This window comes from Breznakiella homolactica (genome assembly GCF_016616095.2).
Lineage (GTDB): Bacteria > Spirochaetota > Spirochaetia > Treponematales > Breznakiellaceae > Breznakiella > Breznakiella homolactica.
Genome location: NZ_CP067089.2, coordinates 1,014,403 through 1,040,117 on the forward strand (window position 1 = coordinate 1,014,403; position 25,715 = coordinate 1,040,117).

At 56.1% G+C, this 25,715-nt stretch carries 20 protein-coding genes; 12 read left to right on the forward strand and 8 right to left on the reverse strand.

Features of this window, described 5'->3' with window-relative positions:
- Positions 1-2: 2 nt before the first annotated feature.
- Genes flgD through JFL75_RS04855 form a run of 3 tightly spaced genes read right to left on the reverse strand, consistent with a single transcriptional unit; the run spans position 3 to position 2,516 of the window.
- Positions 3-440: a flagellar hook assembly protein FlgD gene (gene flgD, locus JFL75_RS04845; RefSeq protein ID WP_215625561.1), complete on the reverse strand. Its 438-nt coding sequence runs from the start codon at positions 438-440 to the stop codon at positions 3-5.
- Between the two features lie 12 nt (positions 441-452).
- Positions 453-1,835, reverse strand: a complete 1,383-nt coding sequence (locus JFL75_RS04850; protein ID WP_215625562.1) for a flagellar hook-length control protein FliK — start codon at positions 1,833-1,835, stop codon at positions 453-455.
- Positions 1,836-1,883: 48 nt separating this feature from the next.
- A complete protein-coding gene (locus tag JFL75_RS04855) occupies positions 1,884-2,516 on the reverse strand; it encodes a periplasmic-type flagellar collar protein FlbB (RefSeq protein WP_215625563.1) in 633 nt (210 codons plus the stop codon).
- Positions 2,517-3,141: 625 nt separating this feature from the next.
- Here JFL75_RS04855 and JFL75_RS04860 point away from each other — a divergent pair.
- From JFL75_RS04860 to JFL75_RS04870, 3 genes are all read left to right on the forward strand, one after another.
- Positions 3,142-3,624, forward strand: coding sequence for a hypothetical protein (locus JFL75_RS04860; RefSeq protein ID WP_215625564.1), 483 nt, complete (start codon positions 3,142-3,144; stop codon positions 3,622-3,624).
- Between the two features lie 17 nt (positions 3,625-3,641).
- The gene (locus JFL75_RS04865) at positions 3,642-4,964 is read left to right on the forward strand and encodes an amidohydrolase (protein ID WP_215625565.1); all 1,323 of its coding nucleotides are present in this window, start codon (positions 3,642-3,644) and stop codon (positions 4,962-4,964) included.
- Positions 4,965-5,123: 159 nt separating this feature from the next.
- On the forward strand, positions 5,124-6,686 hold the full coding sequence (locus tag JFL75_RS04870) for a Na+/H+ antiporter NhaC family protein (protein WP_215625566.1): 1,563 nt from the start codon (positions 5,124-5,126) through the stop codon (positions 6,684-6,686).
- Positions 6,687-6,753: 67 nt separating this feature from the next.
- Here the strand turns inward: JFL75_RS04870 and JFL75_RS04875 are convergent, their stop codons facing one another.
- From JFL75_RS04875 to JFL75_RS04885, 3 genes are read right to left on the reverse strand one after another with little or no spacing between them, the layout of a single operon-like run.
- Positions 6,754-7,821, reverse strand: a complete 1,068-nt coding sequence (locus tag JFL75_RS04875; protein WP_215625567.1) for a metallophosphoesterase family protein — start codon at positions 7,819-7,821, stop codon at positions 6,754-6,756.
- Positions 7,821-8,774, reverse strand: a complete 954-nt coding sequence (locus JFL75_RS04880) for a pseudouridine-5'-phosphate glycosidase (protein WP_215625568.1) — start codon at positions 8,772-8,774, stop codon at positions 7,821-7,823. Before JFL75_RS04880 ends, JFL75_RS04875 begins: the two co-directional genes overlap by 1 nt.
- A 31-nt stretch (positions 8,775-8,805) precedes the next feature.
- Positions 8,806-10,458, reverse strand: a complete 1,653-nt coding sequence (locus JFL75_RS04885; protein ID WP_215625569.1) for a PfkB family carbohydrate kinase — start codon at positions 10,456-10,458, stop codon at positions 8,806-8,808.
- Positions 10,459-10,568: 110 nt separating this feature from the next.
- Between JFL75_RS04885 and JFL75_RS04890 the strand changes: the two genes are divergently transcribed.
- From JFL75_RS04890 to JFL75_RS04900, 3 genes are read left to right on the forward strand one after another with little or no spacing between them, the layout of a single operon-like run.
- Complete coding sequence (locus JFL75_RS04890) at positions 10,569-13,058, forward strand: GAF domain-containing hybrid sensor histidine kinase/response regulator (protein ID WP_215625570.1); 2,490 nt, start codon at positions 10,569-10,571, stop codon at positions 13,056-13,058.
- Positions 13,059-13,077: 19 nt separating this feature from the next.
- Positions 13,078-14,904 (forward strand): hypothetical protein, encoded by a 1,827-nt coding sequence (locus JFL75_RS04895; protein WP_215625571.1) that lies wholly within the window; start codon positions 13,078-13,080, stop codon positions 14,902-14,904.
- A complete protein-coding gene (locus JFL75_RS04900) occupies positions 14,861-15,304 on the forward strand; it encodes a hypothetical protein (protein ID WP_215625572.1) in 444 nt (147 codons plus the stop codon). The genes JFL75_RS04895 and JFL75_RS04900 overlap by 44 nt, the downstream gene beginning before the upstream one ends.
- A gap of 28 nt (positions 15,305-15,332) precedes the next feature.
- Here the strand turns inward: JFL75_RS04900 and gpmA are convergent, their stop codons facing one another.
- Positions 15,333-16,088, reverse strand: coding sequence for a 2,3-diphosphoglycerate-dependent phosphoglycerate mutase (gene gpmA, locus JFL75_RS04905; RefSeq protein ID WP_349629700.1), 756 nt, complete (start codon positions 16,086-16,088; stop codon positions 15,333-15,335).
- Positions 16,089-16,223: 135 nt separating this feature from the next.
- Positions 16,224-18,035 carry a DNA helicase RecQ gene (recQ, locus tag JFL75_RS04910; RefSeq protein ID WP_215625574.1) on the reverse strand — a complete coding sequence of 604 codons (1,812 nt, stop codon included), beginning with the start codon at positions 18,033-18,035 and terminating at the stop codon, positions 16,224-16,226.
- Between the two features lie 224 nt (positions 18,036-18,259).
- Between recQ and JFL75_RS04915 the strand changes: the two genes are divergently transcribed.
- The 6 genes from JFL75_RS04915 to JFL75_RS04940 all read left to right on the forward strand — a co-directional run bounded on the left by JFL75_RS04915 (position 18,260) and on the right by JFL75_RS04940 (position 25,676).
- Positions 18,260-19,105 carry a hypothetical protein gene (locus JFL75_RS04915; protein WP_215625575.1) on the forward strand — a complete coding sequence of 282 codons (846 nt, stop codon included), beginning with the start codon at positions 18,260-18,262 and terminating at the stop codon, positions 19,103-19,105.
- A 12-nt stretch (positions 19,106-19,117) separates the two neighbouring features.
- Positions 19,118-20,920, forward strand: coding sequence for an outer membrane protein assembly factor BamB family protein (locus JFL75_RS04920; RefSeq protein ID WP_215625576.1), 1,803 nt, complete (start codon positions 19,118-19,120; stop codon positions 20,918-20,920).
- A 277-nt stretch (positions 20,921-21,197) separates the two neighbouring features.
- Positions 21,198-21,785: an RdgB/HAM1 family non-canonical purine NTP pyrophosphatase gene (rdgB, locus tag JFL75_RS04925; RefSeq protein WP_215625577.1), complete on the forward strand. Its 588-nt coding sequence runs from the start codon at positions 21,198-21,200 to the stop codon at positions 21,783-21,785.
- A 40-nt stretch (positions 21,786-21,825) separates the two neighbouring features.
- Positions 21,826-23,115 (forward strand): anion transporter, encoded by a 1,290-nt coding sequence (locus JFL75_RS04930; protein WP_215625578.1) that lies wholly within the window; start codon positions 21,826-21,828, stop codon positions 23,113-23,115.
- A 21-nt stretch (positions 23,116-23,136) separates the two neighbouring features.
- Positions 23,137-23,619, forward strand: a complete 483-nt coding sequence (locus tag JFL75_RS04935; protein WP_215625579.1) for a COG2426 family protein — start codon at positions 23,137-23,139, stop codon at positions 23,617-23,619.
- Between the two features lie 53 nt (positions 23,620-23,672).
- A complete protein-coding gene (locus JFL75_RS04940; protein ID WP_215625580.1) occupies positions 23,673-25,676 on the forward strand; it encodes an ATP-dependent helicase in 2,004 nt (667 codons plus the stop codon).
- Positions 25,677-25,715 lie beyond the last annotated feature (39 nt).

The window sequence follows — 25,715 nt, forward strand, 5'->3', positions numbered from 1 at the left end:
CATTACTCCTCAAAAACCTTGGTAACCTGTTCCCAATGGTAATACGTACCATTCACGAGAATCTGGGGCTCCGCGTCCCGGGTAACCGCCCGCACGGAACCCTGTATAACCTGGTCACCCTGCACGAGTTCAACTGATTTGCCCAGGGCGGCGGTAGCTTCGCTGCCGGAAATCATATCCGCCAGCCGGGAAAAATCCCGGGCCATGTTGGTCATCTGTTCCAGGGAGGAAAACTGGGCCATCTGGGCGATAAATTCCTTGTCTTCCATGGGAGCCGTCGGGTCCTGGTGGGTAAGCTGGGTAATAAGGATTTTCATGAATTCATCCTTTCCCAGGGCCTGGCTCTGCACTTTTCCCTGATTTATTGTTTTATTGAAAGTGTCCACATCCCGGGCAATGGCTGCCTGCTCCTGCGGACTCAGTACCGAACTAAGTTCCATTTTTGTACTCCTCTAAACCAGCATGTTTACCGAACGGTCGCTTCCGACGGCAATCTCAAATCCGTTCCCCGGCCGTCCTTCGTAGTCAACCAGGGCATCGTAACTCGTAGCGGCCAGCCTCTCTGAAAAGAAGGGTCTCGCCTCCTCTCCTTTCCATTGCCGGCCGTCCCCGCCGCTTTCCGAAGAAAGAGCCATTTCCAGGGAGGCTCCGTCGAAACCGGAGTCCCGGAAGGCCTGTTCCAGGGAACGGATTTCCCGTTCAAACGCCTTGAGCGCTTCATCACTTTCAACAATGATACGCCCCGTTATCTTGTTTTCGGCCATTTCCAGGCGTATCTTAACAGTTCCCAGGGATTCCGGCCGCAGGGAAAGCTTGATAAGGCCTTCGCCGCTGTCCTTGAGCACCAGGGACGCGTGGCGGACGATATCGCTGCCGAGCCCTGTCCGGAGTTCCTGAGCCAGGGCATCCCGGAAGGTCTGGCCGGCCCGGACGTCCCGGGAATCCGAGGCTGACTCGCTCCTGGGCTGGCTGTTTTTGAGCTCCACCACTATTTCAGCGTCACTCTGGGAAGAAAAAGACGCGTCCGCAGGGGTATCACCGGAAGGTCCCGGCTGGGTGTTCGCCGGTCCGCCGGTCCTGAGATCCTGGACCTCCAGACTTAAGCGGTCCCTGCGGCGGTCCTTTCCCTTTGCCTCATTGACGGAACCTTCTTCCGGGGAAGCCTCGGCGGTCTCCGTATCAACGATGCCTTTATGGGAAAAATCCCGGGGCTCATCCCTGAGTCCCATATCTCGGGCTGTTTTGGGGAGAAGATCCACGATTCCCTGTTTTTCGGGAGCGGCCATCTCATCTCCGGTAAAAATATCCCCGGAAATTTCTTCCGCCGCCGCCATATCCGGCGCCGGGATATTTTCGGAAAGGGAAATTTCACCGGATGGAGCTTCCTCTTCGGCGCCGCTGCGCAGGGAGAAAATCCCTTCCCCGGCATCTCCGTCCATGACGGGTTCCGTTTCGGTCAGCGCCACGGCCCCGGCCGCCGCATCCGCAGAAAGGGTTTCCCCTTCCTGCTGCATGCCCGGGAGACTGTCCCCGAGCAGGGCAGCCGGGGTTTGGCCCGGATCGGTATGGGAAATGAGTTTTAAAGCCGCTGTTTCGGCATGTTCCGGTTCTTCCGAGCCTTCCCGGAGAGCTGTTGCATCTCCTTCCTGGGGGGCGCCGGATTCACCTTTGATGGATTTTAGAATTCCCTGGAGCAGTTTGGCGAAGCCGCCCTGCTTTTCAGTTTTTTCCGCGGTATTAGTCACACCGCCGTTATCAGGGGCTTCTGCTGTATGGGGGTGCGCCGCCGGTTCCGAAACCGGCATCTGCTGCACCTGGGGGGATAGCTGAATCACCGCCCGACCTCCTCGTCATTCGTACATGATTCCGGAGGACCGGCGGGGTCAGTTAAGTGATCGGGGTTTACCGGCCATCTTTCGCTGCAGTTCCGCCGCACGTTCGGGAGGCAGCAGGGAAAGCCAATACGACACCAGTGATGTCGTGCCCTCCTGCTGGGCAATCTCCTCGGTCATCCGGAATACGTCGATGGCGTCCTGATCGTCCATTGCGGTAATAATGCCCACCGCTCGCTCCGGAGGCATACCCGTCAAATAACGCGCATTTTGCTCGACGTTTACCCTTCTATTTTCGAACTCTTGGACCATAACATTGAAGGAATTCTCCCGTTCATCGAGAACTTTCTGCCGTTCTTCCAATTCCTGGGCCATCTGCTCGATTTCTCCCAGGGAAGTCTGGATCGACTGTTCCCGGCGGTCCAGCTCGAGGCTGCGCAGGTCCAGGGCTTCCAGGCGGACGGCGAGGCGTTCGGCATCCAGGGAAAGAGCCGTATCATCGGTAAGCTCCGGCTGGGTCCGCGGCTCGAGGCCGATCAGGCGGTATACCGGGGAAAGCAGGGTTTTTGCGTCAATAACATTGAGGTAATCGAACCAGACGATACCTCCGGCGGCGAGCACAAAAATGAGCAGCAGTAAAACGATGACCCTTCCGAGTATTCGCGGCTGTCCGTAACCGGCCATCAGCATCTCCTTACCGGGGAAATTCGGCACAGAGACCGTCCCTCTTATGTTAATAATTGTCCCTTCCGGGTCCATCCGTCAAGTCATGTGGGGCAGCGCAGTATAACCGGTACCGGCCCCTGAAGCATGGAGATAACGGGTCCGGGGGGCCTGCCGCATGAAAACAATGCCCGCAAAGCGGGATTGCTTTTCATGCGGCACCCCGCGTTACCGGTTTGAACCATGCTTCAGGGCCTGTTCTCCATCGCTTCCTGCGCTGCCCCGCCTTGGAAAGGTTGCTGGGTTTGCAGCATACCCTCCCGGAAGCGGCACAGCAGCATGGCGGAAACAAAGCAGCGCCGGGTGTCACATGAAAAGAAATACCGCCCTGTGGGATTTTTTTTCATGTGACGGGCTCCGCAGATTTGGCCTCTCTATGCTGCTGTGCTGAATATGCCGGTATACTGCGGTTACCCCGGGAATTGACATGAAGCGGTTTATGGCTCTTAATTAATTTATAAGCCGTACATTAACCGGCAGGCCGGGCCGGAGGCTGCGTTACCGGCAGTGGTGCATCGACGGATTAATAACCACTTCTCCGAGTTAAAAATCGGTTAATCCGGAAGGTTTCTTTAGGAGAGACACTATGAAAATCAAAGTACTGGTATTATCGGCGGTTATCGCCGTGGTTTCCGCCGCCGGGGCATTTGCCTTCGGACTTGGGGTTCAATTCAACGGAAACGTTTCGGACTCGGACTTTTCCCCGGGACTTTCCCTGGCAATCAGCTCAAGCCGGCACTCCCATTACGCGCTTAACTGGAATTTCAGCGGTTCCACAAACATGATCGGCCTCACCGCTGATTACTGGATCCTCAATCCGAAAATCGCGGGACCCCTCAATTTCCTGCTGGGAGGCGGCCTGTACGCGAATTTCCTTTTTTCCTCCGACGATTTTGATTTCAACGCGGGCATCAGGGTACCCATCGGCGTAAACCTGCTCCTGGCGCGGAATTTCTTTGAGGTGTACGGGTATGTGGCGCCGTCCTGCGGGGTCCGGTTCTATCCGGATTTCGGATTCGACGACTTTTTCTTCCCCGTGGCTCTGGGAGTACGGTTCTGGATCGGATAAAAAAGGCACGGTAATTTATGAACTACCTCATAACCAATGTCCATATTCTTACTATGGATACTGCCATGACCGAATATCCCCGGGGATCCATTGCCGTCCGGGACGGCCGCATAGCGGCGGTGGGGAATTTCGAAATCACTCCGGAATACATGGATTACACGGTGATTGACGGGGACGGCGCCATGGCGGTCCCCGGCTTTATCAACGCCCATACCCATTCGGGCATGATTCCCTTCCGGTCTCTGGGGGACGACTGTCCGGACCGGCTCCGGCGGTTCCTTTTTCCCCTGGAAAACGAAGCCATGACCCCGGAACTGGCTTCCTTAAGCGCGCGGTACGCCTGTGCGGAGATGCTCCTGGCGGGAACCACCTGTTTCGTGGACATGTACTATTTTGAAGACCACATTGCCCGGGCGGTACAGCAGATGGGCATGCGGGCGTTCCTGGGTGAAACCGTCATCGGGCAGCCCTGCTGCGACAGTCCGGAACCCCACGGCGGGCTGGAATACGGGGAACGGTTTATCCGGGAATGGGCCGGGGACCCGCTGATTACTCCCATTATCGCCCCCCACGCGACAAACACCAACAGCCCGGAAAAAATACGGGAGTCCTTCGAACTGTCCCAAAAATACAATGTTCCCATGTCCATGCATGTCAGCGAAATGGACTATGAGGTCACTTACTTTAAGGAAAAATTCGGCAAGACACCCATTGCGTTCCTTGAATCCCTGGGAGTGCTTTCGCCGCAGTTTATCGCGGCCCACTGCATTCTCGCGGAAGAAGGGGACATTGAAATCCTTGCCCGGACCGGTACGGCGGTGGCCCACTGTATCGGCGCCAATACGAAGAGCGGCAAAGGGGTGGCCCCGGTCAAGGCCATGCTGGCAAGCGGCGTTCCCGTGGCCCTGGGCACGGACGGTCCTTCCAGCGGAAACACACTGGACACGTTTACCCAATTCGATCTTTTCGCGAAATTCCATAAAACCGCGAACCGTGACCGGGCGCTGTTCCCGGCGTCCGAAATCGTCCGGCTGGCCACATCCGGCGCGGCCAAGGCCCTGGGCATCCATGACTCAGTGGGCTCCCTGGAGCCCGGGAAAAAAGCCGATATCACCCTGGTGGAAACCAAGTCGGCAAACATGTTTCCGGTGTTTGATCCCTATGCCGTACTGGTGTACAGCGCCAAATCCGCGAATGTGGATACGGTTTTTGTCGACGGGCGGCTCCTGGTGCGCGGAAAAATCCTGACCGGGACACCCCTGGAAATAATCCGGGAGGATCTTTCCCTGGGAATGGCGGATTTTTCAGGAAAAGCGAAAATCCTGGCGGAACAGATTTAGGGCGGCTCAAAAAACCGGCAGGCCTTTATAGAAAAACCTGCAAAAAACTCAGGTTTTGAGAAGTTCCTTTTAGGTTTTTGTTGCATTTTCTGCGGGTAATGCTGCACAATACAGTATTCTGTAAGTTTCATTAAAATTTTGAATTCTTCTGGAGGTTTTATGGAAGCGGTACACGTGGGGATACTATCGATTATTCCGCCGGTTATTGCCATTGCCCTTGCCCTCATAACCAAAGAGGTTGTCTTTTCCCTGCTCCTGGGAATCATGTCGGGAACCATCATATACAGCATTGCCGCAGGGATGGGTTTCGTGGGAATATTCAGCGTGACCGCTGACCTCATGATTTCCAAAGTCAGCGACAATGCCTCCATGGTCATCTTCCTGGCCATGCTGGGCGCTTTGGTGGCGGTTATTACCCGGGCGGGAGGCTCCAGGGCATACGGCAACTGGGCGTCACGGAAACTGAAAACCCGCCGGAGCGCCGCAGCGGCCACGGGGCTTCTGGGAATTCTTATCTTTGTGGATGATTACTTCAACTGTCTCACCGTGGGAACGGTCATGAAACCCGTTACGGACCGCCACCATCTGTCCCGGGAAAAACTGGCTTTTATCATTGACGCCACCGCGGCGCCGGTCTGTATTATCGCCCCCATTTCTTCCTGGGCCGCCTCGGTTATCTCCTATTATCCCGGGGAAGGAACCATGGGCGGAATGCAGGCATTTATCAGCTCAATTCCCATGAACCTCTACGCGGTGCTGATGATTTTTATGGTTTTCTGGATGGCCCTGCGGAAGAACGGCGACTTTGGTCCCATGGCCCGGGCGCAGCGGCTGGCCGAGGAACGGGGCGACGCCCATTTTGAAGACAGCAATACCATTGATAATGAACTGACGAAGCTGAAGGTTGCGGAAAAAGGTAAGGTCTGGGATCTCGTAGTCCCGGTGGTGTTCCTGGTTATCTTCGCGGTCCTCTCCATGCTGTACTACGGCGGGTACTGGGACGGGGAAGGAAAATCCCTCTTCGACGCGTTTGGTGATACCGACGCGGGGTACGCCCTTTCCCTGGGCGGGTTCGGAGCGCTGTTCGTGGCGTTCTTCCTTTTTGTCCCCCGGAAACTGATGACCTTCAGGGAATTCTTCGCCACCGTAACAGCGGGGGTAAAATCCATGGTACCCGCATTAATTATCCTTGCCCTGGCCTGGACCATCAGCGGCGTCTGCCGGGATCTCCTCTCCACCGGCCCCTATGTGGCGGGAGTGGTTGAACGGTCGAACCTGCCGGTGGCATTTATACCGGCGATTATGTTCGTCATCGCGGCGTTTCTGTCCTTTGCCACGGGTACGTCCTGGGGAACCTTCGGGATTCTGATACCGATAACCGTGGCTGTCTGCGAAATCGTGGCGCCCCACCTCTCGGTGATCACCCTTTCGTCGGTCCTGGCGGGATCGGTATTCGGCGACCATTGTTCGCCCATTTCTGATACCACTATCCTGTCGTCCACCGGCGCCGGCTGCGATCATATTGCCCATGTTGAAACCCAGATCCCCTACGCGCTTACCGTCGCGGCGGTCTGTTTCGTCGGTTACATCATAGCCGGGTTTACGGCGGTACTCGGATTCGGTGTCAGTGTGGCGATCACAACCCCCGTTTCCCTGGCGATGCTGATTGCGGCGCTTCTGGTACTGCCCAAAATCATGCCGGGAAAACCAAAGACGGCATAAGTTGCCGGATTGTTTCGAATAAAAAAGGCTGCCCCAGGGCAGCCTTTTTGTTGTATCCGGAAAATCCTCAGTGTTTTCCCAGAAGTTCTATCTTTGCCTTAACGTATTCAAGCTTATCGGTGTTCAGAACTACCTTACGCCGCTCGGTACCGCGGATCCGCTCGGATTTGTATCCGCCCCGGCTGACAAATTTCTTGCCCTCCCCCTGGGTGAACCAATACACCAGGGAAATCTGATCGCCGTCCAGCTCAAGGGCATTGATGCCCTTTTTTCCGATGGAACTCCCGGAATTGAACAGACAGGGGACGGGAAATTCATCACCGTACAGACTCTGGCGCAGGACCGTCCGGCGCTCCGAGCGTTTCAGTTTTCCCAGTTCGACCTGCAGAGCCTTGACCTCGTCGGCAATACGCCGGCGGGCTTCTCCCACCGCCGACGGATACGCCCGGCACAGCGTTTCAATTTCAAATTTGATGTAATCGAAACGGCCCAGAGACTCAAAGAGGGGCCGGTGGGTATGGCCGATGATGGAGATGCAGTTGTTTTTTATCGAAAACGCATAGGCCTGGCGTTCCACGGAAAACCGTTTATGGGGACTCCGGGCGGAGGAAATGTTCCTGATACCGAAGGGTTTGAGGAGATACCGGATGCTCATGCGGATCAGGTTTTTGTGGTTCGTGTACATTTTTGAGGATTGGTGCCCGTGGTATACGAAAATCGGAATAATCCCCGTTTCTATCCGTATGGCGTTGTACAGCTGATAGGGATAGGTCTTTTCGAAAATCAGATCCTCATCGTGGTTCCCGATGGTTTTGAACAGCCGCCCTTCGGCGTTGAACCGGTCGAGGATATCGTACATCGGCTTCCAGTGTTTCTGGACCGCCGGAAGGCTGAAGCGCTGCAGTTCCTCAATATCCCCGTTAAGGATGAGGGTCCAGCCCTTGGGGTAATAGTAATGCTCCAGCATATCCTTGAGGAGCGGTCCGTTTCGGGTGAGGTCATCCCCCCGACTTCCGTTGCCCATATGGAAATCACTGATTACGAGCACCTTCTTTCCCTCACTCAGATCAAGCACCGCCGCGGGATTAAACCGGGGACTGATTATGTCGGCAAAGAAGGATGTGACCGGTGCCATCAGACGCTTTGAACGGGATTGACGAGATCCGCGTAGGCGGCGGCCAGCTTCGCGCCCAGCCGGGCGTTGTTTTTAACGAGATTGATATTGGCCTCCAGGCTCTTTCCCCCGGAAAGTTCAACAATATGGGCAAGCAGGAAGGGCGTTATGGCTTTGCCTTTGACACCCTGGTCCGCCGCGGTCTTAAGGGCCGTTTCTATAACCACGTCAATATCCGACTTCGCCATGGAATCCTTCTCCGGAATGGGATTGGCCACCAGAATCCCGCCGTGGATGCCGAGGTTCCATTTCGCGAACAGGGCTTTGGCCAGTTCCTCCGGGGTATCAACCCGCCAGTCCACGGGGAGTCCCGATTCCCGGGTAAAAAAGGCCGGAAGTTCCCCGGTACCGTATCCCACCACGGGAACCCCCTGGGTCTCCAGATATTCCAGGGTCAGGGGAATATCGAGAATACTCTTCGGACCGGCGCAGACCACGGCCACATCGGTCCTGGCCAGTTCCTGGAGATCCGCGGAAATATCGAAACTCTCCTGGGCGAACCGGTGCACACCGCCGATTCCGCCGGTAACGAATATTTTGATGCCCGCCAGATCGGCAATGATCATGGTCGCCGATACCGTGGTGGCCCCATCCAGGCCTTTGGCGACAATAAAAGGAATATCCCTCCGGCTGGATTTGATTACCCGTTCTCCGGTTTTTCCCAAATAATCGATCTCAGTCTCCGACAGGCCCGCCTTGAGCCGGCCTCCCAGTACGGCGATTGTGGCGGGGACCGCTCCGGTTTTCCGGATCAGGGCCTCAACCTCCAGGGCGGTTTCCGCGTTTTTGGGATAGGGCATCCCGTGGCTGATAATGGTGGACTCCAGGGCGACCACGGGCATTCCGCTGCCCAGGGCCTCCTGAACTTCCGGTGAAACATCGAGGTATTCTTTAAATATATCTCCGTCGTACATTGACTGCTCCTTACTGCACAGTATCCTGCCCTCAGCAGGATTCCGGATTATTCCGAATCCGGGAAAGCACCATTTTTTCAATCCCCGGCGTATCGGTGTATTCCGGTACCGCTCCGGACGACTCCAGAGCCCGGGAAGCGCAGGCCATTCCGGTAAGAACATCCCATGGGTGGGTATCCCCCCTGACGAGACGGCTCCACAGCGCTCCCGCGGTAAACGCGTCTCCGGCGCCGGTGGCGGAGACCACCGCAGCCGGATAAGGACCGCAGCAGTTCACCAGGCTTTTCTCCGATTTAATAACCCCCCGGGCGCCGAGGCTGATAAAAACCAGGGGGACACTATTTAAATGTAACGGTCCGTGAAGCGGAAGTACAGAATAATCGTCCTTGGTCCCGCATTGGGCAAGGACATCCCCGGTGTCCCGGTTAAAAATGACCGCCGCTTCCAGAAGGTTCGGCTTGACGCAGTCCAGCGTTTTCAGGAGCCGGGCTCCGCGGTACGCCGCGATACGTTCTGCCTTTGCCACGGACACGGGATCGAGCCACGCCGGAATTCCGGGGACCTGCTCCCGGATAAAGAGCGCTGTGGCGGGCAGAAGGTTACCGTCCAGCACCAGCGCGGAAAAGGGAAGCTCCCCGGGAGCGCGGGCGGATTTTTCCGCAGCTGATACGGTTGCCCGTTCCAGGGCTTTTCCGGCCTCGGAAGATTTGAGTTTATCGAAAATCCCCATCCCCGACAATGCCAGGGCCATATCGCCGGATTTATCCAGAATTGAAAGGTATACCGAAGTTGTTTCTCCTTCCAGGGAAATGAGCCCCGATGAGCCGATTCCTGATGATTCCAGGGATGTCCGCAGCTGCTGTCCGAAGGGGTCATTTCCCACGGCGCTGACAAACTCCACGTCCGCCCCCAGCCGGCAGAGGTTTTCCGCTATGTTCCGGCCCGTTCCGCCGGGGAAAAAGGAGACCCGGCCGGGGTTTGAGTCCCGGGGGTTAAGCCCGCCCGCGGGCCGTCCCTCAATATCAATATTGGCGCCCCCGGCCACAAGAACCGGAAGAGGCCGCCGGAGGACAGCCAGGGTGCCGTCCAGCGTTTCCAGGGAAAGCGACGCCGACGCCGCCAGCAGGGTCAGGGCTTTTTCCGAATAAAACGCGATAGGGCCGGTATGTTCGGCGTCCCGCCGGCGGAGGAATTCATCGTCATCCTCTGGGGTAATGGAGGTACCGATGAAGGCCCGGGCGCCGGGCTTCAGCGCCGCCGCGAAGGCCGAAAAATTCTCCCGGGGATTTTTGAAGTACGCCGCGGTTCCCAGGCAGAGGCCAAAATCAAAGGATTTTCGGGGAAGGACTTTCCCGCCCGGAGAAAACGGGTCCCAGGAAAAAACCGTTATTCCCCGCTCCTCCAAAAGCCGCAGCCCGGCGGGATCGGCCCCCGGGCCCCAGTCAACGGCCCTGAGGCCGGCTCCAGGGAGCGGCAAAGTCCGGTCCATGATCCGGGCGGGGACTGAGGAAACATCAGGGGGTTCACCGCGTCTGGACGAGGCGTACAGCCCCGCAAGATCCCCGTCCCCGGGAATACCGCCGGGATCGGCCCAGGAAAAACCGCAGAAGCCGCAGCGCAAAAAATGCCGCCGGGACGAGGAAATCCGCCGGATGGTATCTGAAAAGCAAACCGGACACTCCATAAATCCGCCTGTACACGTACGAACGCCGGCGGTACCGCCAAGCGTAATTTCTCTTTATTCTATTTTGAATTGGTGGTATGATTTTTGCAACACCACCGCACGAGGAATCCATGAGCACCGGTACCGTACCGTTTCAAAAGATAATTCCCTCCCAGGAAGACGTCCATGACATGCTGGAAGCCGCCTGCGAATGGGCATTTATCACCGACAGTTCCTACCGTATAACCTACTGCCATAAGAGCCGGACCTCAAAGGACACTATCCTGCCCCATAATCTGGTGGGAAAACCCTTTGTGGTTTTTCTGCCGGAAAACCAGCGGAAAACGGTGATGGCCTTTCTGACCAGTCAAAGCCTGATCCGGGGCGGCCGCCAGTCCATGGTGTACCATGATAATTACACCGGAGCATTCCTTATAGAAAACTACGCATCCTTTGATGAATCCGGCTTTACGGGCTGTAAAATCCTTATCAGTAAATTCAGCAGGGAAGAATACCCGACCTTTACCGCCGGCCCCCGGAACGGGTCCGCCCGGGACCGGGAAATCAGAACGGCGGAACGGCAGGAAATAATAACCGAGCTGTCACTCTGGGCCGCTGGGGACAGGGATATCCATACCATGCTTACCTATACGGTGCAGAAACTCGGGGACTTTCTGGACGCGGACCGCTGTTCGGTTTTTATCCACGACAGCCCCAGCAAAACCTACCGCTGCAAATACCAGTGGTGCGCTCCGGGGATCGACAATATCCAGGATATCATGGGGAATATTCCCTATAACGCCGCCGATGACGAATACCTGAACCTGACCACCCGCCCCTACATTGCGGTGGGTGATACCTCGGGGGTTTCCGGTGAAACCTTCAAGGTTCAGCGGGAACTGGGGATCGGCGCTTTTCTGTATCTGCCAGTCACGGTGGGAGAGGATTTCTGGGGATTTATCGGAGCCGAGACAGCGGTTCCGCGAAACTGGGACAGCGATGAAATCCGTCTGTTCCAGACCATCGGGAACATACTTTCAGTATCCATAGAAAAACGCCGCATGCGGGAAGACCTCTACGAGGCATTTACCAAGCTTGATCAGATCGTCAAGGGATATCCCGGTATTATCTGGTCCCTGGACACGGACCGCACCGTAACCCTCTGCGAAGGCCTGGCTCTAAAAAATATAATTCCCCCGGAATTCGAGCCGGTGGGCAAGAACATCCGGGAACTCTTTCTCAGCACCGCGCCGGAACCCGTCCGGGAGGGAATCGAAAACACCTTCTCCCGGGGGCCCCAGAGCTACGTCATGAATATGGGGAACCGGGATTTTACCGTGGGAACCGGGGTACTCCGCTCCAGGGACGGCGAAGTCACCGGGATGGTGGGTGTTGCCCTGGACATCACGGAAATGAAAGCCATGCAGCGGGAACTGGAAGCCGCCATGGCCGAAGCCCAGCGGGCCAACAGCGCAAAAAGCGAATTCCTTTCCCGGATGAGCCATGAGATCAGAACGCCCATGAACGCCATAATCGGTATGGCGGATATCGCCCGGGCCACCGGGGATATGGAAAGAATCCGGTATTGTCTGGACAGCATCGGAACCGCTTCCCGGCAGCTTCTGCAGCTCATCAACGATATTCTCGATATTTCCAAGATTGAATCGGGGAAACTCGAGATTGCCAGTACCGAGTTTGATTTTGATTCCATGCTGCAGAATATCCTCAGTGTCATCCGGGGGAAAATCGACGAGAAAAATCAGACCCTCAAGATTGTTTCCGGCGCGGTTTTTTCCCGCCGGGTTATCAGCGATGACCTGCGCCTGTCCCAGGTACTGCTCAACCTGTTGAGCAACGCGGTAAAATTCACCCCCGAAGGCGGCACCATCACCCTCACCATGGATCTGCGCAGTCTCCGGAAAGACACGGCACTGCTGCACGCTGAAGTCAGGGATACGGGCATCGGCATACGCGGCGAAGACCAGGCAAAGCTCTTTACGGTATTTGAGCAGGCGGACGGCAGCATCACCCGGAAATACGGCGGGACCGGACTCGGCCTGGCCATCTGCCGGAAAATAATGGATCTCATGGGCGGAACCATCCGGGTAGAAAGCGAACCGGGAAAGGGCGCGGCCTTTATCTTTGAGGTGCCCATCGCCTTCGGGGAAACTATTACCGCCTCACGGCCGGAAAAACCGGCGCGGGACCCCGGCCGAAGCGCCGCCGGCCCGGCGGAATGGAAAGGAAAGACCCTGCTTCTGGCGGAAGATATCGAAATCAACAAGGAAATTATTACCGGAATTCTGGAGTATACGGGGGTAACCATTGACTGGGCCCGGAACGGAGAGGAAGCGGTCCGGTTTTTTGCTGCGGATACTGAAAAATACGACCTCATATTAATGGACATACAGATGCCGGTCATGGACGGCCTGTCCGCCGCCGAACGGATACGGGCCATTGAATCCATAGAACCGGAAATCAGGAAAACACCCATTGTTGCCATGACCGCCAACGCGTTCACCGAGGACGTGGATAAATGCCTGGCCGCGGGTATGGACGGACACCTGGCTAAACCGGTTGATGTGGGAGATCTTATGGAAAAACTCAAAACCTACCTTTAGGTAGCTTTCCCCTAATCCTATGGATATTGTATTAGTACTGGCCATTACAGCCCTTATTGTCTCGGTATATAAACAGGTCAATGATTTTGCGGAACGCAGAGAATCAAAAATACGGTTCCGGAAAAAACTTCTGGCCCTCGATACACGCCGAAGAACCATTACCGAGGAAGAAGCTGCGGCCATGAAGGAACTGTACGGCCGGCAGGACTTCCATGCGGGCATGTCCGCGTATCCGCGAAGCGGAGCATTTTCAAAAGCCGACCCAGACCCGATGGACGATTCCGGCGGAACCGCATACTTCCTGCGGGATCTTGAGATTGCCCCTTTCCCGGATATGGAAAGGCATTTCAGGGAAGATGATAATTTCAGCGAAGTCGTGATCCTTCCGGATATGCGGGGATATATCCTGTCACTTAACGGTACCTTCAGTGTGCTGGAAGAACCGGCCGCGGCGGCTAGACCGGAGAAGCTTAAAAAAGCCATCCCGCTGTCCCGGGACGCGAACACGGTATTTCTCGATGAGGATCCGGATCAGAGTCTGAGCACCAGCGAACGGTACATACTGCCGGACTATGGAATCATCCCCGCCGCGGTTGTGGCGTTGATGGCAGTGGCGGTTCCCAAGCTGGATAGAGGTATACTTTATTATACGGCTATACCGCTGATGGCAGTCATAGTACTGCTGCTTTTATCAGGTGTTTACCCCAGAATAAAACTGTCGGAAAAAATATATATCCTCTCCGGAGTGGTATACAAAAACTATAACGATGAGCTTGTTCTTGGAAAATTCATCCTGAGATTTCCCCTGAATGATTTAAACAGCCTCCCCCTGGGAGAACCCCTGACTATCCGGGGCTTTTTTCCCCATGGCCGGGATGAACCGTACTTTACGATCCTGGCGGTGTACCGTGACGGCTTGCCGCTCTATTCACTTTCCGCGGAACTCCGGAACAGACCTCCCCGGTACCGGCGGAACTGCATTCCCGTTGTGGTTATCCTGACCGCTGCGGCAATTGTGCAGGGTGCGGTGTACCATCCATTCAGCCATATAAAACGGATTATTACCTATGAACGGAATAAAACCAAACCGGTGGTTTTTGAAAATTTTTCCGATTTTTATGCTGAAGATTTTTCGCCCGGCCGGGAGGTTTACCTGGAACAGGTACGGCTGGTTCCCATCCTGGAGCTGAGCCCCGAGGGTCGCTACAGGGGGTTCCGTTACCTGGACTGCAGCATTGCCATGGTCCCCGAGGATTTTTCCGGAAGTCTCGATTTCTCCGAATCCCGGACACTGGCAGCCAAAACCGCGGATTTTCTTTTCTGTAAAGAATTCCGATATATCCGGGCCATGGATGCGGTACAGCGGCGGAATTTTGATGCCATACCAGCGATTCTTTCCGGTGAGTATGTAAACACCATCGAGAATTTTAACGAAGCCTTTCCCGAATCCGAATACTTCCACAACCTCTGCGATTCCATACGGACGGTCCTGGACAGGGCCGCCCCCTATCTGGAGGACCGGTATTTTTACAACATATACCAAATCTGGGAAGAAGGACTCACGGATATAACAATCCGCAATGGTCTGCACCTGCCGGAATACCATGATACGTACCTGGAATCCCCCGAATCCCTGCCGGAAAATATCCGGGATTTTTACACTGCGGCAAAGACCTACCGGAGCAGCCTCTCCTTTGGACTAACCGATACGTTCCATTCCAGAATTGATTTGTTCCTTTCTGACATCCAGCTTGCCATTATGAACGATGTTGTGTACCAGATAAAAACTGCCGTTGAGCCCTATGGGTACATTAATCTGGTATACCGGTGGGGAGTTCCCCAGTAATTTTTCCAGAATCAGGGATTACAGCGAATCCATCCTGACCCATTGTCCCGATTCATTCAGCCCGGGAAAACTGACCCCCTACCAGGTACCGAGTTTTTCCTATTCCCTGCCTTCCCGGAGATACAGTTCCTCCGGGACCATCCCGGAAGGGCCGGGACTATCACCGGCTTTTTCCGATCTGGAAAAACTGGAGGAAATTTTTGGGGAAAAACCGGTCACCACTGAACTCCAGGGAATTATAACGGAAACCAGTACATGGAAACCCCGGCGGACATACACAATCCAGTATAAAGGGAACTACCAGGACCTGCCGGACCGGGTCCCCGGAATCGTGTATTTTTTCTGCCTCTGTATCCTTGCCGGACTGTGCCTCATTCCCGTGTTCCGGAAAAAACCGTAGAATCCCCGGCGGTTCCGCGCCGGATCGTTCAGCCCTGGGTTTTCTTCGCCTTTCCCTGGTTCGCCACACTGTCCATCTTGGCCTTCACCGCCGCTTCGTCCCCGAGGTAAAACTTCTTTTTTACGGCGAAGGAATTGTCGAATTCATACACCAGGGGAATTCCCGTGGGTATATTCACATCCACGATATCGGTTTCCGACAGGTTTTCCAGGTATTTAACCAGGGCACGGAGGGAATTTCCGTGGGCGGCCACCACCACCCGTTTACCCTCATCCATGGTCTTCTTTATTTCCGACTCGAAATACGGAACCACCCGGTCAATGGTATCCGCCAGGCTTTCGGCCAGGGGCAGTTCCCACTTTTCCTCCGCCCGGTACTGCTCCTGTGTCCGGGGGTTCCGGGGGTCATTTTCCTCCAGGGCCGGCGGCTGCACCGCAAAGGAGCGGCGCCAGATCTTCACCTGATCCTCGCCGTATTTTTCCGCCGTTTCCGCCTTGTTGAGCCCCTGGAGAGCGCCGTAGTGGCGTTCGTTGAGTTTCCAGGTCTTGATGACCGGAAGCCACTCCCGGTCGAGCTGCTCCAGAACGGCGTTCAGCGTATGGATCGCCCGCTTGAGGTAGGATGTATAGGCCACATCAAAGTCATAGCCCTGGTCCTTCAGGAGTTTTCCCGCGGCGGCGGCCTCCTTTCTCCCGGTTTCGGACAAATCCACGTCGGTCCATCCGGTAAACAGGTTTTCCTTATTCCAGACACTTTCGCCGTGCCGGATGAGTACTAATTTCATCATAAACCCCTTTTTTACATTGTGTTCCCCTTTTTCCGCCGGACCCGAGGCCGCATCTGGCGGCCCGATACCGGAAAGGGGCTACTGTTAAGTATATGAAAAAACAAGGGGGCATGCAAAACGGAAGCAGAAGGTTCAGCGGCCGGACCAGGCTTTGATGAGTTCTATAAAAACATCGCCGTATTTTTCGGTTTTTACCGCCCCCGCTCCGGAAACTTCCAGAAACATTTCCCTGGTTACCGGGAGTTTCCGGCACATGTCCCGCAGGGCAGCGTCGGAGAAAACAATATACGCCGGAACCCGGGCATCCCTGGCCAGCCGGGTCCGCAGAGCCTTGAGTTCCGCGAAAAGGTCCTGGTCGATCACCGCCGGTTCCTGCGCCGCCGCCGCGGAAGATTTTTCCGGGGTTTCCGCCGGAAATTCCATTTCGATCCGTTCGGTGCCCGAGAGGATTTTCCCCGAAAGTTCCGTGGGAATTATTACCGGATATTCTCCGCCGTCCACCGCGAGGTACCGTGACTCAACGAGGAAGTCCATAATCGCCCTTATTTTGCGGCTGTCCGTATCGGCCATGATGCCGTAGGTGCTGATCCGGTCCATGCCGGACTGGCGTATTTTTTCGGTTTTCCCGCCGCGGAGTATATCCGTGATCATGGCTTTTCCGTACCGCCGCCCCTGCTGCGCGGCGCGGTACACGCAGGAAACAATCTTCTGCGCTTCCAGGGAAACATCCTTGGTCTCGGTTTCCCTGAGGCAGTTTGAACAGGCGCCGCAGCGGTCCGGCGCGGCTTCCCCGAAATAGGCAAGGATAAACCCCCGGAGACAGCCCGCGGTGGTGGCGTAGAAGGTCATGTATTTCAGCAGTTCCAGGTTATGGGCAATGCGGTCTTCATCACCGCCGTCCTCGCCGCTGTTCTGTATGAGGAAGGTGTTTATCCGCACATCCTGGCCGCTGTACAGGAGAATGCAGTCCGCCTGGCTGCCGTCCCGGCCGGCCCTGCCCGCTTCCTGGTAATAGCTTTCAATATTTTTCGGCATGTTGTAATGGATGACAAAGGAAACATTGGATTTGTCGATACCCATGCCAAAAGCGTTGGTGGCCACCATAACCGGTTTCCGGTCAAAGATAAAATCATCCTGGTACGCGTGCCGTTCCCGGTCGTCCATGCCCGCGTGGTATTTGGCCGCCGGGAAGCCCTGCTGGTTTAGTTTTTCGGAGATTTCTTCCACGTTTTTTCTGGTGGCGCAGTACACAATTCCGCTGGCGCCCCGGTGGTTCCGGAGGTACTCCAGGAGGGCCGCGGTTTTATCCTTCGGTTTTTGGACGGCGAAGTACAGGTTGCGGCGGTCAAAGCCGGTCACTAGGATGTACGGATCCCTGAGTTTAAGAATGGTCCCGATATCGGCCCGGACTTTCTTTGTGGCCGTGGCCGTAAAAGCCGCGGCGGGGGGGCGTTTTTTAAAACGCCCGATAAAATCGGCTATGGCAAGATACCCCGGCCGGAAGTCGTGGCCCCACTGGGATACGCAGTGGGCTTCATCGATGATAACCATGGATATGGGATTTGCTGCGGCAATATGATTGGTATCGTCCCGAGAGAGGCGCTCCGGGGCAATGTACAGGATCTTATAGGCCCCCGCGGCGGCATCGGCCACGGTTTCGGCGTATTCGCTGTACGAAAGGGAGCTGTTCAGATACGCAGCGGGAATACCCGCTTCCCTGAGGGCGTGGACCTGATCCTTCATAAGCGAAATCAGCGGCGAAATAACGAGAGCCAGGCCGCCGGACATCAGAGCGGGAATCTGGTAGCACAGGGACTTCCCGGCGCCAGTGGGCATGACCGCCAGCACATCCCTGCCGGCCAGCAGCGCGTCAATCGTATCCTCCTGGCCGGGACGGAACTGGGTATAGCCAAAATATTTTTTTAAAGCCGTCCGTTTATTCATGGTCTGTGCGGATTGTACCGTGTAACCGTCCAAAAGGAAAGAAGGGCAGAATCGCCGGATTCCGGGTCCGCAGGAGGGATCCCCGGGGCTGGTACTTCCATACTTCTGTGTTTAACACGTAATATAATGCGGTTACCCTGCCGGAAATCAAGAAAATTCTTTCCAGTATGGTATATTTGAGTGTATAATTCGTTTTTTCAGGAATAGATTTTTTGGAACAAAAGATGAGTAAAATATTTCTTTTCATGCTGCTGCTTCTGAGTCCGTGCATCGCCTTTTCACAGAGTGTTCCCTCCCTGGCAATAGTTCCTTTTGAGGTTTCCGGGCGGGGTCTTTCCCAGGAGGACGCGGAAGCCCTCACCTTCCGGTGCATGGAAGAAATCGCATCCTGGGGAGCCCTGCGGGTGGTCGGCGAAGACCAGGCGGATCAGGCCGATTACGTGATCCGGGGGAACCTTTCCAGAAACACCGCGGGAGTGGTTTTATCCGCCACGACCTTTGACGGAAAAACCGACAAAGCCCTGAACTCGGCCAAGGAAGAAGCGGCGGATATATCCGGACTCTCGGAGCTGATCTTTTCCTTCTGTGTCCAGGCGGTGGAACAGGTTCCGTTCCCCAATTTTCTTATCGGAAAATGGGAGGCTTCCATTCCCCTGCCGAACGGGACCCTTCTGTGCCGGATGGAATTCAAATCCAACCGAACCATCGTTGTGGAACAGTACGATACCTACGAAAACCGTCCGGGAAGTGTCCTGCAGTACCACGGATACGGCACCGGATCGTACACCTATATCGGCCATGTACGGAAAACCATGGCCCTGCGGGATTCCCGGGGCGCCGTGTACCGGGAGACCCCCGTGGATGGGTCGGTTAGTATTTCCCTGACCCTGGAGGACGCTCTCCCGGCGTACAGCTCCCTGAGCCGGAGCCGGCTCTACATCCTCTTTGATGATGCCAGAACAAATTTTGAACTGGTGAGCGCCGGGCTTCTCTGCGGCGAAAACAACGGCGGGACGGCGGTCTATCCCCAGAAGACCATGGCCTACACCCGTTTTACGAAAATTCAATAGCCGGGGGTTTCGGTGAAAAACAAACCTTTCCGTTTACGTGTACTGAGCCTCGTGCTTCCCGCGGTTTTTACCCTGATCCCTGCGGCTGTTTCTTCTGCCCAATCGGGGGCAAATGCCCGTGCTGAAATATCGGATGTCCCGGTAAGTACCGTTCCTGTCTGGGAGCAGGATCTCCAGGGGACCGTATCGGGGCAGCTTTTTCTCCAGGCGGAGTCCGCGGTGGCGGCCATCGACCACGGCAGTATCAAATCCTACAGCATGTACGGTACATTGCTGTGGGATTTCGATCCCCGGGGCAGTGTTGCCCCCTATCTGGCCCGCAACCCCGAAGGAACCACCTATGTGTGCAATACCGCCGGTTCCTTTATGGCTATAAACCGGGTCGGCCGGGAACTGTGGCGGACCAACCTGGGTACCCCTATTACCCATCCGGCGGTTATCGGATGGGACGGGAGGGTTTTTATTCCCGTGGGTTCTGAAATTGCCTGCCGGACTGGCTCGGGCAATCCCCTTTGGAAGCACGATCTGGGCAGTTCCATTGCCGTGGCCCCGGTGCTGGATAGGGCCGGCGGAATCGCCCTGGCCCTGGAAAATGGGGATTTTGTCCGCCTCGATGAATTCGGCGGCATGGAACGGGTACGGCTCGACAGGATACCGTCGATTATCGTGCCCCTTAAATCAGAACAGGACAACGGTTATTACCTTCTGTACCCCAACGGCGGCGCTGAAATGATCCGCATGGATACCGCCGCCGGGAAGGGTTCCCGGCTGTCCCGGTCATCCAGGCCAGCCCTTTCCGCGGCCCCGGTAGCGGCGGCGGGATACCAGGATCAGGTGGCGGTAACTTTCCGGGACGGGCGGATTCAGCTTCTGTCCTCCGGCGGCCAGATCCGGTGGACCGGGAACAGCCACGAAACCGCAGCGGAAAAAGGTTCCGGCAATGTGTCGGCCCAGACGGCCGCCATGGTCTTTGACGAACGGGGAGTATACCTCCTGTCCACCAGGGGCGCCTCGGCTTTTGCCGCCGGCGGCCGGCGGCGCTGGATGCTCCATATCGACGAAACCATGACCGTTCCCGGGTTAAGCAACGAAGGGCTGATCTACGCCTGCGGAAAAGACCGGATACTCCGGGCCTATAAAGCGGACAACAAACCCAAGGATGTTCCCCGGTCCATGTTCGGACCTTCTCCCGAGGGCAGCTACGGCCTGGGCAATCCGCCGCCGTCGCCCTGGGCGGATAGTACGTACCGCTACGAAGAACGGGAAATCAAGGCCATGTACGAACGTATCGACCAGGCAACCCAGAACGGCACCGTGGGAGAGATGGAAACCGCCTATGTGGGCTACCTCATGGAGATGACCGCCGGAATCCTGAATACCCCCCACTACTCCCGGGTACGGCCGCCCATCCAGGTTCCCGAGCGGGTAAAACTGATAAAACTGCTCGCACAGATGGGCTCCCGGGAAACCGTTCCGTTTCTGACGAACCTGTTTTACCGGGACGCAGAACCCTCAATCAAGGCTGCCTGCTGCGAAGCCATCGGCCGCATCGGGGTGGACCCCAACGGAGACGCCTACCGGGCGTATTCGGTGCTGCTGTCCCCGGATAACGCGAACCGGGACCCCATGACCCTGATGGCGGCTATCTCATCGATTGCCGCCCTGTGCCGGTTTTCCGGACCGCCCCTGGCCGATTCCGGGATACGTCTGCTCTACGCGTTTTCCCACATGGACTATCCGCCGGCGGTTAAACGGCAGGTCCAGAAGGAACTGGACGGCCTGCGCCGGGAAGGCCTGGACAAGCCCCTGCGGTAGCCGCCAGGATACCCGCATATAATTACTGTTCAACCCCGGAAGCATGATAAAACAGGTCCGGGGGTCCCGTCGAATGAAAGAAACTCCGCAGGGCGGAATTTCTTTTCATACGACACCCCGTGTTACCGTTTGTGTACCATGCTTCCGGGTTTATGCTCTCCATATCATGCGGGCCCCCTGTCTTTGAAGGGTGCTGTGTATGGAGACGCTTCCGGGAAATGCGGCTGCTCATCCGCGCGGCTTTTCTCCGGCGGCCGTTTTGTAGTAGGATACGGCCATGACTATCTGGCTTGCCACGGGAAACACCCACAAAAAACAGGAACTCCAGGCCATCCTCAAAGGCCATACCGTTAAGGTCCCGGCGGACGCCGGAATCTCTGATTTCGACCCCGAAGAAACGGGAAGCACCTTTCTGGACAATGCCTTTATCAAAGCCAGGGCCTTGTATGAACTCATAAAGGAACCGGTAATTTCCGATGATTCGGGGATCTGTGTCGACGCTCTCGGAGGCAGGCCCGGGATTTATTCCGCCCGGTACGGGAGTGAGGACGGCAGAAAATTGTCCTCCCCGGAACGGAACGCCCTGCTTATCCGTGAAGCCGGGGACAGCCCCCTGCGGACCGCGCGGTTTGTCTGCGCCATGGTGCTTTTTGTCACGGAGGACCGGTTCTTCGCTGTCCAGGAAACCCTGGAGGGGGAGCTGATCCGGGAAGAACGGGGTACCGGCGGGTTCGGCTACGACCCGATCCTGTACATTCCGGAAAGGGGCTGCACCGTGGCCGAGCTTCCGGAGGATGAAAAAAACAGCCTCAGCCACCGCGCCAAGGCCGGAAAGGCCATTGCCGCGATTCTCGAAAGGCTGTAGCATTCCATAAAAGAAAATAGTACAAAAAAGAGACATACCCATGCCGGATTTTTTTATGCAGACCCTTCGTGAATCCGCTGTTTACCTGGTCATCCTCATTTCTCTCTTCGGGATTGCGGTAGGCAGGATACCCCGGCTCAGAATGAACCGCGCGACCATCGCGTTCTCCGGGGCGGCGTTTCTCGTTGCCCTGGGGGCCCTGACCATGGAAGAGGCGGTCGCCGCGGTCGATCTGGGCACCCTCATACTCATCCTCTCCATGATGATTCTGACGGCCAACCTGAAGCTTTCCGGTTTTTTTGAACTCGCCGGAACCCGTATACTGAAAGCCGCCGGGACCCCCAGAAGGCTGCTGGCGCTCATAATGGCGTTTTCCGCGGTTCTGTCGGCGCTGTTCCTCAATGATACGATATGCATCATGCTGACGCCCCTGGCGGCGGTGCTGTGCGTCAGGGCGAAACGGAACCCGGTCCCCTACCTTATCGGCCTGGCGCTGTCCGCCAATATCGGTTCCGCGGCCACCATCATCGGCAATCCCCAGAACATGCTCATCGGCGCTTCCAGCGGCATCCCCTTCCTGCGGTTTCTGTCCCGGATGGCCGTGCCCTCAATACTGGGTACCGCCGCCGCCTACGGTATTGTGCTGATGAGTTTCCGGGGGGAATTTTCCGGGAAGGAAAAGATCGCGGTCCTGCCGGCCGCTGCCGCCGGTACCGGATACAGCCCGGGCATGGCTCCCTCAACGGCAAAACCCGCGGTGTACAAACCGCTGCTGTACAAATGCCTTTTTGCCATGGCGGCTATGACCGCCGCTTTTCTGCTGAACGCTCCGGTCGCCGCCGCGGCCATGGCGGGAGCGGCCATCGTGCTTACCACCCGCCGGATACACCCGGAAAAGGTATTCGCCGAACTCGACTGGTCCGTGATCGCCTTTTTCGGCGGACTTTTCATCATAACCGAAGGGGTTGCCCATACCCGGGTATTTTCATCCCTCATGGCCTGGGGGCTTCCCCTGATCGGCCAGAACATGGCCCGGTTTTCACTTTTTACCGTGGTACTGTCAAATTTAGTATCAAATGTGCCGGCGGTCATGCTCCTCAAACCGGCGGTGGATTGGTTTGCCGACAAGGAACAGGTCTGGCTCATCATGGCAATGGCAAGCACCTACGCGGGCAATCTGACGCTGCTTGGTTCCGTGGCGAACCTCATCGTCGCGGAAATCGCGAAAAAATACGGTATAGAAATACGGTTCCGGGACTATCTCAAAGCAGGCCTGCCCGTTACCGTTATTACCGTAATTATGGGAACCCTATGGCTGGTCCTGATTTGATTTTTCTGGTATAAATTGAATATGAATACCGTTACGGTTTTCCTGTGGACCGCGCTGCTGTCATTCCTGCCGATTTCGGAACTCCGGGGGGGTATCCCCTTTGCCATAGCCAACGGAATCCCCTGGTACTGGGCGTATCCCTTCGCGGCGGCGGTTAACGCCCTGGTGGCGCCCGCCTGCTGGATATTCCTGTCCACGTTCCATAAACTGTTCCTCCGCATGGGGTGGTATCAGCGGTTCTTCGACCGGTTTGTCGAACGGGCCAGAAACAAACTCCATAAGGGTGTCGAAAAATGGGGCTGGTTTGGGGTGGCCCTGTTCGTGGCGATCCCCCTGCCGGTGACCGGCGCCTGGACCGGAACCCTGGGGGCCTGGGTCCTGGGACTCCAGAAACGGAAAACCCTTCCGGCGGTGATTATCGGGGTAATTATTGCGGGGGCAATTGTCACTGCGGTGGTCACCCTGGGGGTACAGGCCTTCAACATTTTTATAAAACAGGTTTGAATCCGCGGCGCTTTACCGCGGCTGCCGGTTCCGGCGTTTATTAGGAAATACGCATGTCCAAACTCAAATTTGAAGCTGAATTAAACGACCGCCAGGTCCATGCCGTCAAAACAATCGAAGGCCCGGTGCTCATCATTGCCGGGGCCGGTTCCGGGAAAACCCGGGTAATAACCTACCGCATCGCCCATATGCTGGAAAAAGGCATTCCCCAGTCGGCCATCCTGGCCCTGACCTTTACCAACAAGGCCGCCCGGGAAATGGAAGAGCGGGTCAAGGAACTCACGGGCAAAAAACTTCAGAACCTTACGGTAAGTACCTTCCACGCCTTCGGAGTAAAGGTCCTCCGGGAGGAAATCGAACGCCTTGGGTACCGCAAAAACTTTTCAATCTATGACGAAACCGACCGGACCCAGCTCATCAAGGACTGTGTCCGGGAATGCCGGATGTCCACCGAGGGGGTCGACCTCTACGCGCTGGGCCAGCTTTTTTCAAATGTCAAAATCGGCCGCTTTGCCTGGGGAGACGGGGCCAACGACGCCTTCGAGCCGGTATACCGGGAATACCAGAGCAGCCTTAAAATATACAACGCCCTGGATTTCGACGACCTTCTGGTGCTTCCGATCAAGCTCTTTGAGGAAAACCCCGATGTGCTGGAACGGTACCGCAAACGGTACCGGTACATCATGGTGGATGAATTCCAGGATACGAGTTTTACCCAGTACCGGGTCATGCATCTCCTGTCGGACCGCAACGTCTGTGTGGTGGGCGACGACGACCAGTCCATCTATTCCTGGCGGGGGGCAAACTACGAAAACATCCTCATGTTCGAACGGGATTTTCCGGGAACCGAGGAGATCAAGCTGGAACAGAACTACCGTTCCACCACCACCATCCTGGAGGCCGCCAACGGGGTAATTTCCAACAACACCAACCGGAAGGACAAGAAACTGTGGTCCGGCAACGGCGGCGGCAAAGCCATTGAGATTTTTAATCCCCGGAACGAAAGCGAAGAGGCGGATTTTATCGCCTCCCAGATAAAAAAACTGCTGATGCAGGAAAAGATGAAGTACGACGATTTCGGTGTTCTCATCCGGGCCAATTCCATGACCCGGCATATTGAGGAAGCCTTCCTCGCGGAAAACATTCCCTACCGGGTTTCCGGGGGAACGAGTTTTTTCCAGCGCAAGGAAATCAAGGATGTGCTCAGTTACCTCCGGGTAATCGCCAACACCGACGACGACGTAAATCTCCTGCGGATCATCAACACCCCCCGGCGGGGAATCGGGAAAAACACCATCGCCCATATTACCGAGCTGGCGAAGAAAAACCATTCCTCCCTCTGGGATGCCATGTCCCGGATGCGGTACGCAAAGGATACGCTCTTCAAGGAAAAGGGAAAATCAGAAATTGACGAGTTCATGAACCTCATCGAATTCTTCAGGAATGAAATTCTGGGGAAAAAAGGACTCTCCCAGAAGGTCCGCTCTTTGGTTGACCATATCGACTACTGGGCATACCTGGTGACGGAATACAACAAAAACGAAAAAGCCGCCCGGTGGAAATTTCTCAACATCGAAAGCCTTATCCAGTCCATCGAGACCTGGGAAAAAAACCCTGACAACATGGACCCCACCCTGTATCCCTACCTGAACCGGATCAGCCTCATAACCCGTGACGACGGGGACGACGAGGCGGGGAAAGGCAAGGTCAATCTCATGACGATCCACGCCTCCAAGGGGCTCGAATTCCCCGTGGTTTTTATCGCCGGCGCCGAAGACGGAATCATTCCCCACGCGAAAAGCCTGGAGGAAGGGGATGGCAACATCGAAGAGGAACGGCGCCTCTTTTACGTGGCCATCACCCGGGCCCGGGAAAAGCTGTACATCACCAGCTGCATCCAGCGGCGGCGTATGCAGAATATTGTCGACTGCGTTCCTTCGCCGTTCCTCACGGAAATTCCCCAGCACCTGGTGGAATACCACGAAGGGGACAAAGCGGTGGAAACCGCCGCCGAAGCCGAAGATTACTTTGCCATGATAAAAAGCAAATTCGGCTGACCGCGGACCGGCGGAGGTTAGAGAAGAATCTCATTTCCG

What these genes read in the sequence shown, in the direction of transcription:
- flgD (WP_215625561.1), bottom strand. Translation starts at nt 440, where the DNA reads ATGGAACTTAGTTCGGTACTGAGTCCGCAGGAGCAGGCAGCCATTGCC.
- JFL75_RS04855 (WP_215625563.1), bottom strand. Translation starts at nt 2,516, where the DNA reads ATGGCCGGTTACGGACAGCCGCGAATACTCGGAAGGGTCATCGTTTTA.
- JFL75_RS04860 (WP_215625564.1), top strand. Translation starts at nt 3,142, where the DNA reads ATGAAAATCAAAGTACTGGTATTATCGGCGGTTATCGCCGTGGTTTCC.
- JFL75_RS04865 (WP_215625565.1), top strand. Translation starts at nt 3,642, where the DNA reads ATGAACTACCTCATAACCAATGTCCATATTCTTACTATGGATACTGCC.
- JFL75_RS04870 (WP_215625566.1), top strand. Translation starts at nt 5,124, where the DNA reads ATGGAAGCGGTACACGTGGGGATACTATCGATTATTCCGCCGGTTATT.
- JFL75_RS04875 (WP_215625567.1), bottom strand. Translation starts at nt 7,821, where the DNA reads ATGGCACCGGTCACATCCTTCTTTGCCGACATAATCAGTCCCCGGTTT.
- JFL75_RS04880 (WP_215625568.1), bottom strand. Translation starts at nt 8,774, where the DNA reads ATGTACGACGGAGATATATTTAAAGAATACCTCGATGTTTCACCGGAA.
- JFL75_RS04885 (WP_215625569.1), bottom strand. Translation starts at nt 10,458, where the DNA reads ATGGAGTGTCCGGTTTGCTTTTCAGATACCATCCGGCGGATTTCCTCG.
- JFL75_RS04890 (WP_215625570.1), top strand. Translation starts at nt 10,569, where the DNA reads ATGAGCACCGGTACCGTACCGTTTCAAAAGATAATTCCCTCCCAGGAA.
- JFL75_RS04895 (WP_215625571.1), top strand. Translation starts at nt 13,078, where the DNA reads ATGGATATTGTATTAGTACTGGCCATTACAGCCCTTATTGTCTCGGTA.
- JFL75_RS04900 (WP_215625572.1), top strand. Translation starts at nt 14,861, where the DNA reads ATGGGTACATTAATCTGGTATACCGGTGGGGAGTTCCCCAGTAATTTT.
- gpmA (WP_349629700.1), bottom strand. Translation starts at nt 16,088, where the DNA reads ATGAAATTAGTACTCATCCGGCACGGCGAAAGTGTCTGGAATAAGGAA.
- recQ (WP_215625574.1), bottom strand. Translation starts at nt 18,035, where the DNA reads ATGAATAAACGGACGGCTTTAAAAAAATATTTTGGCTATACCCAGTTC.
- JFL75_RS04915 (WP_215625575.1), top strand. Translation starts at nt 18,260, where the DNA reads ATGAGTAAAATATTTCTTTTCATGCTGCTGCTTCTGAGTCCGTGCATC.
- rdgB (WP_215625577.1), top strand. Translation starts at nt 21,198, where the DNA reads ATGACTATCTGGCTTGCCACGGGAAACACCCACAAAAAACAGGAACTC.
- JFL75_RS04930 (WP_215625578.1), top strand. Translation starts at nt 21,826, where the DNA reads ATGCCGGATTTTTTTATGCAGACCCTTCGTGAATCCGCTGTTTACCTG.
- JFL75_RS04935 (WP_215625579.1), top strand. Translation starts at nt 23,137, where the DNA reads ATGAATACCGTTACGGTTTTCCTGTGGACCGCGCTGCTGTCATTCCTG.
- JFL75_RS04940 (WP_215625580.1), top strand. Translation starts at nt 23,673, where the DNA reads ATGTCCAAACTCAAATTTGAAGCTGAATTAAACGACCGCCAGGTCCAT.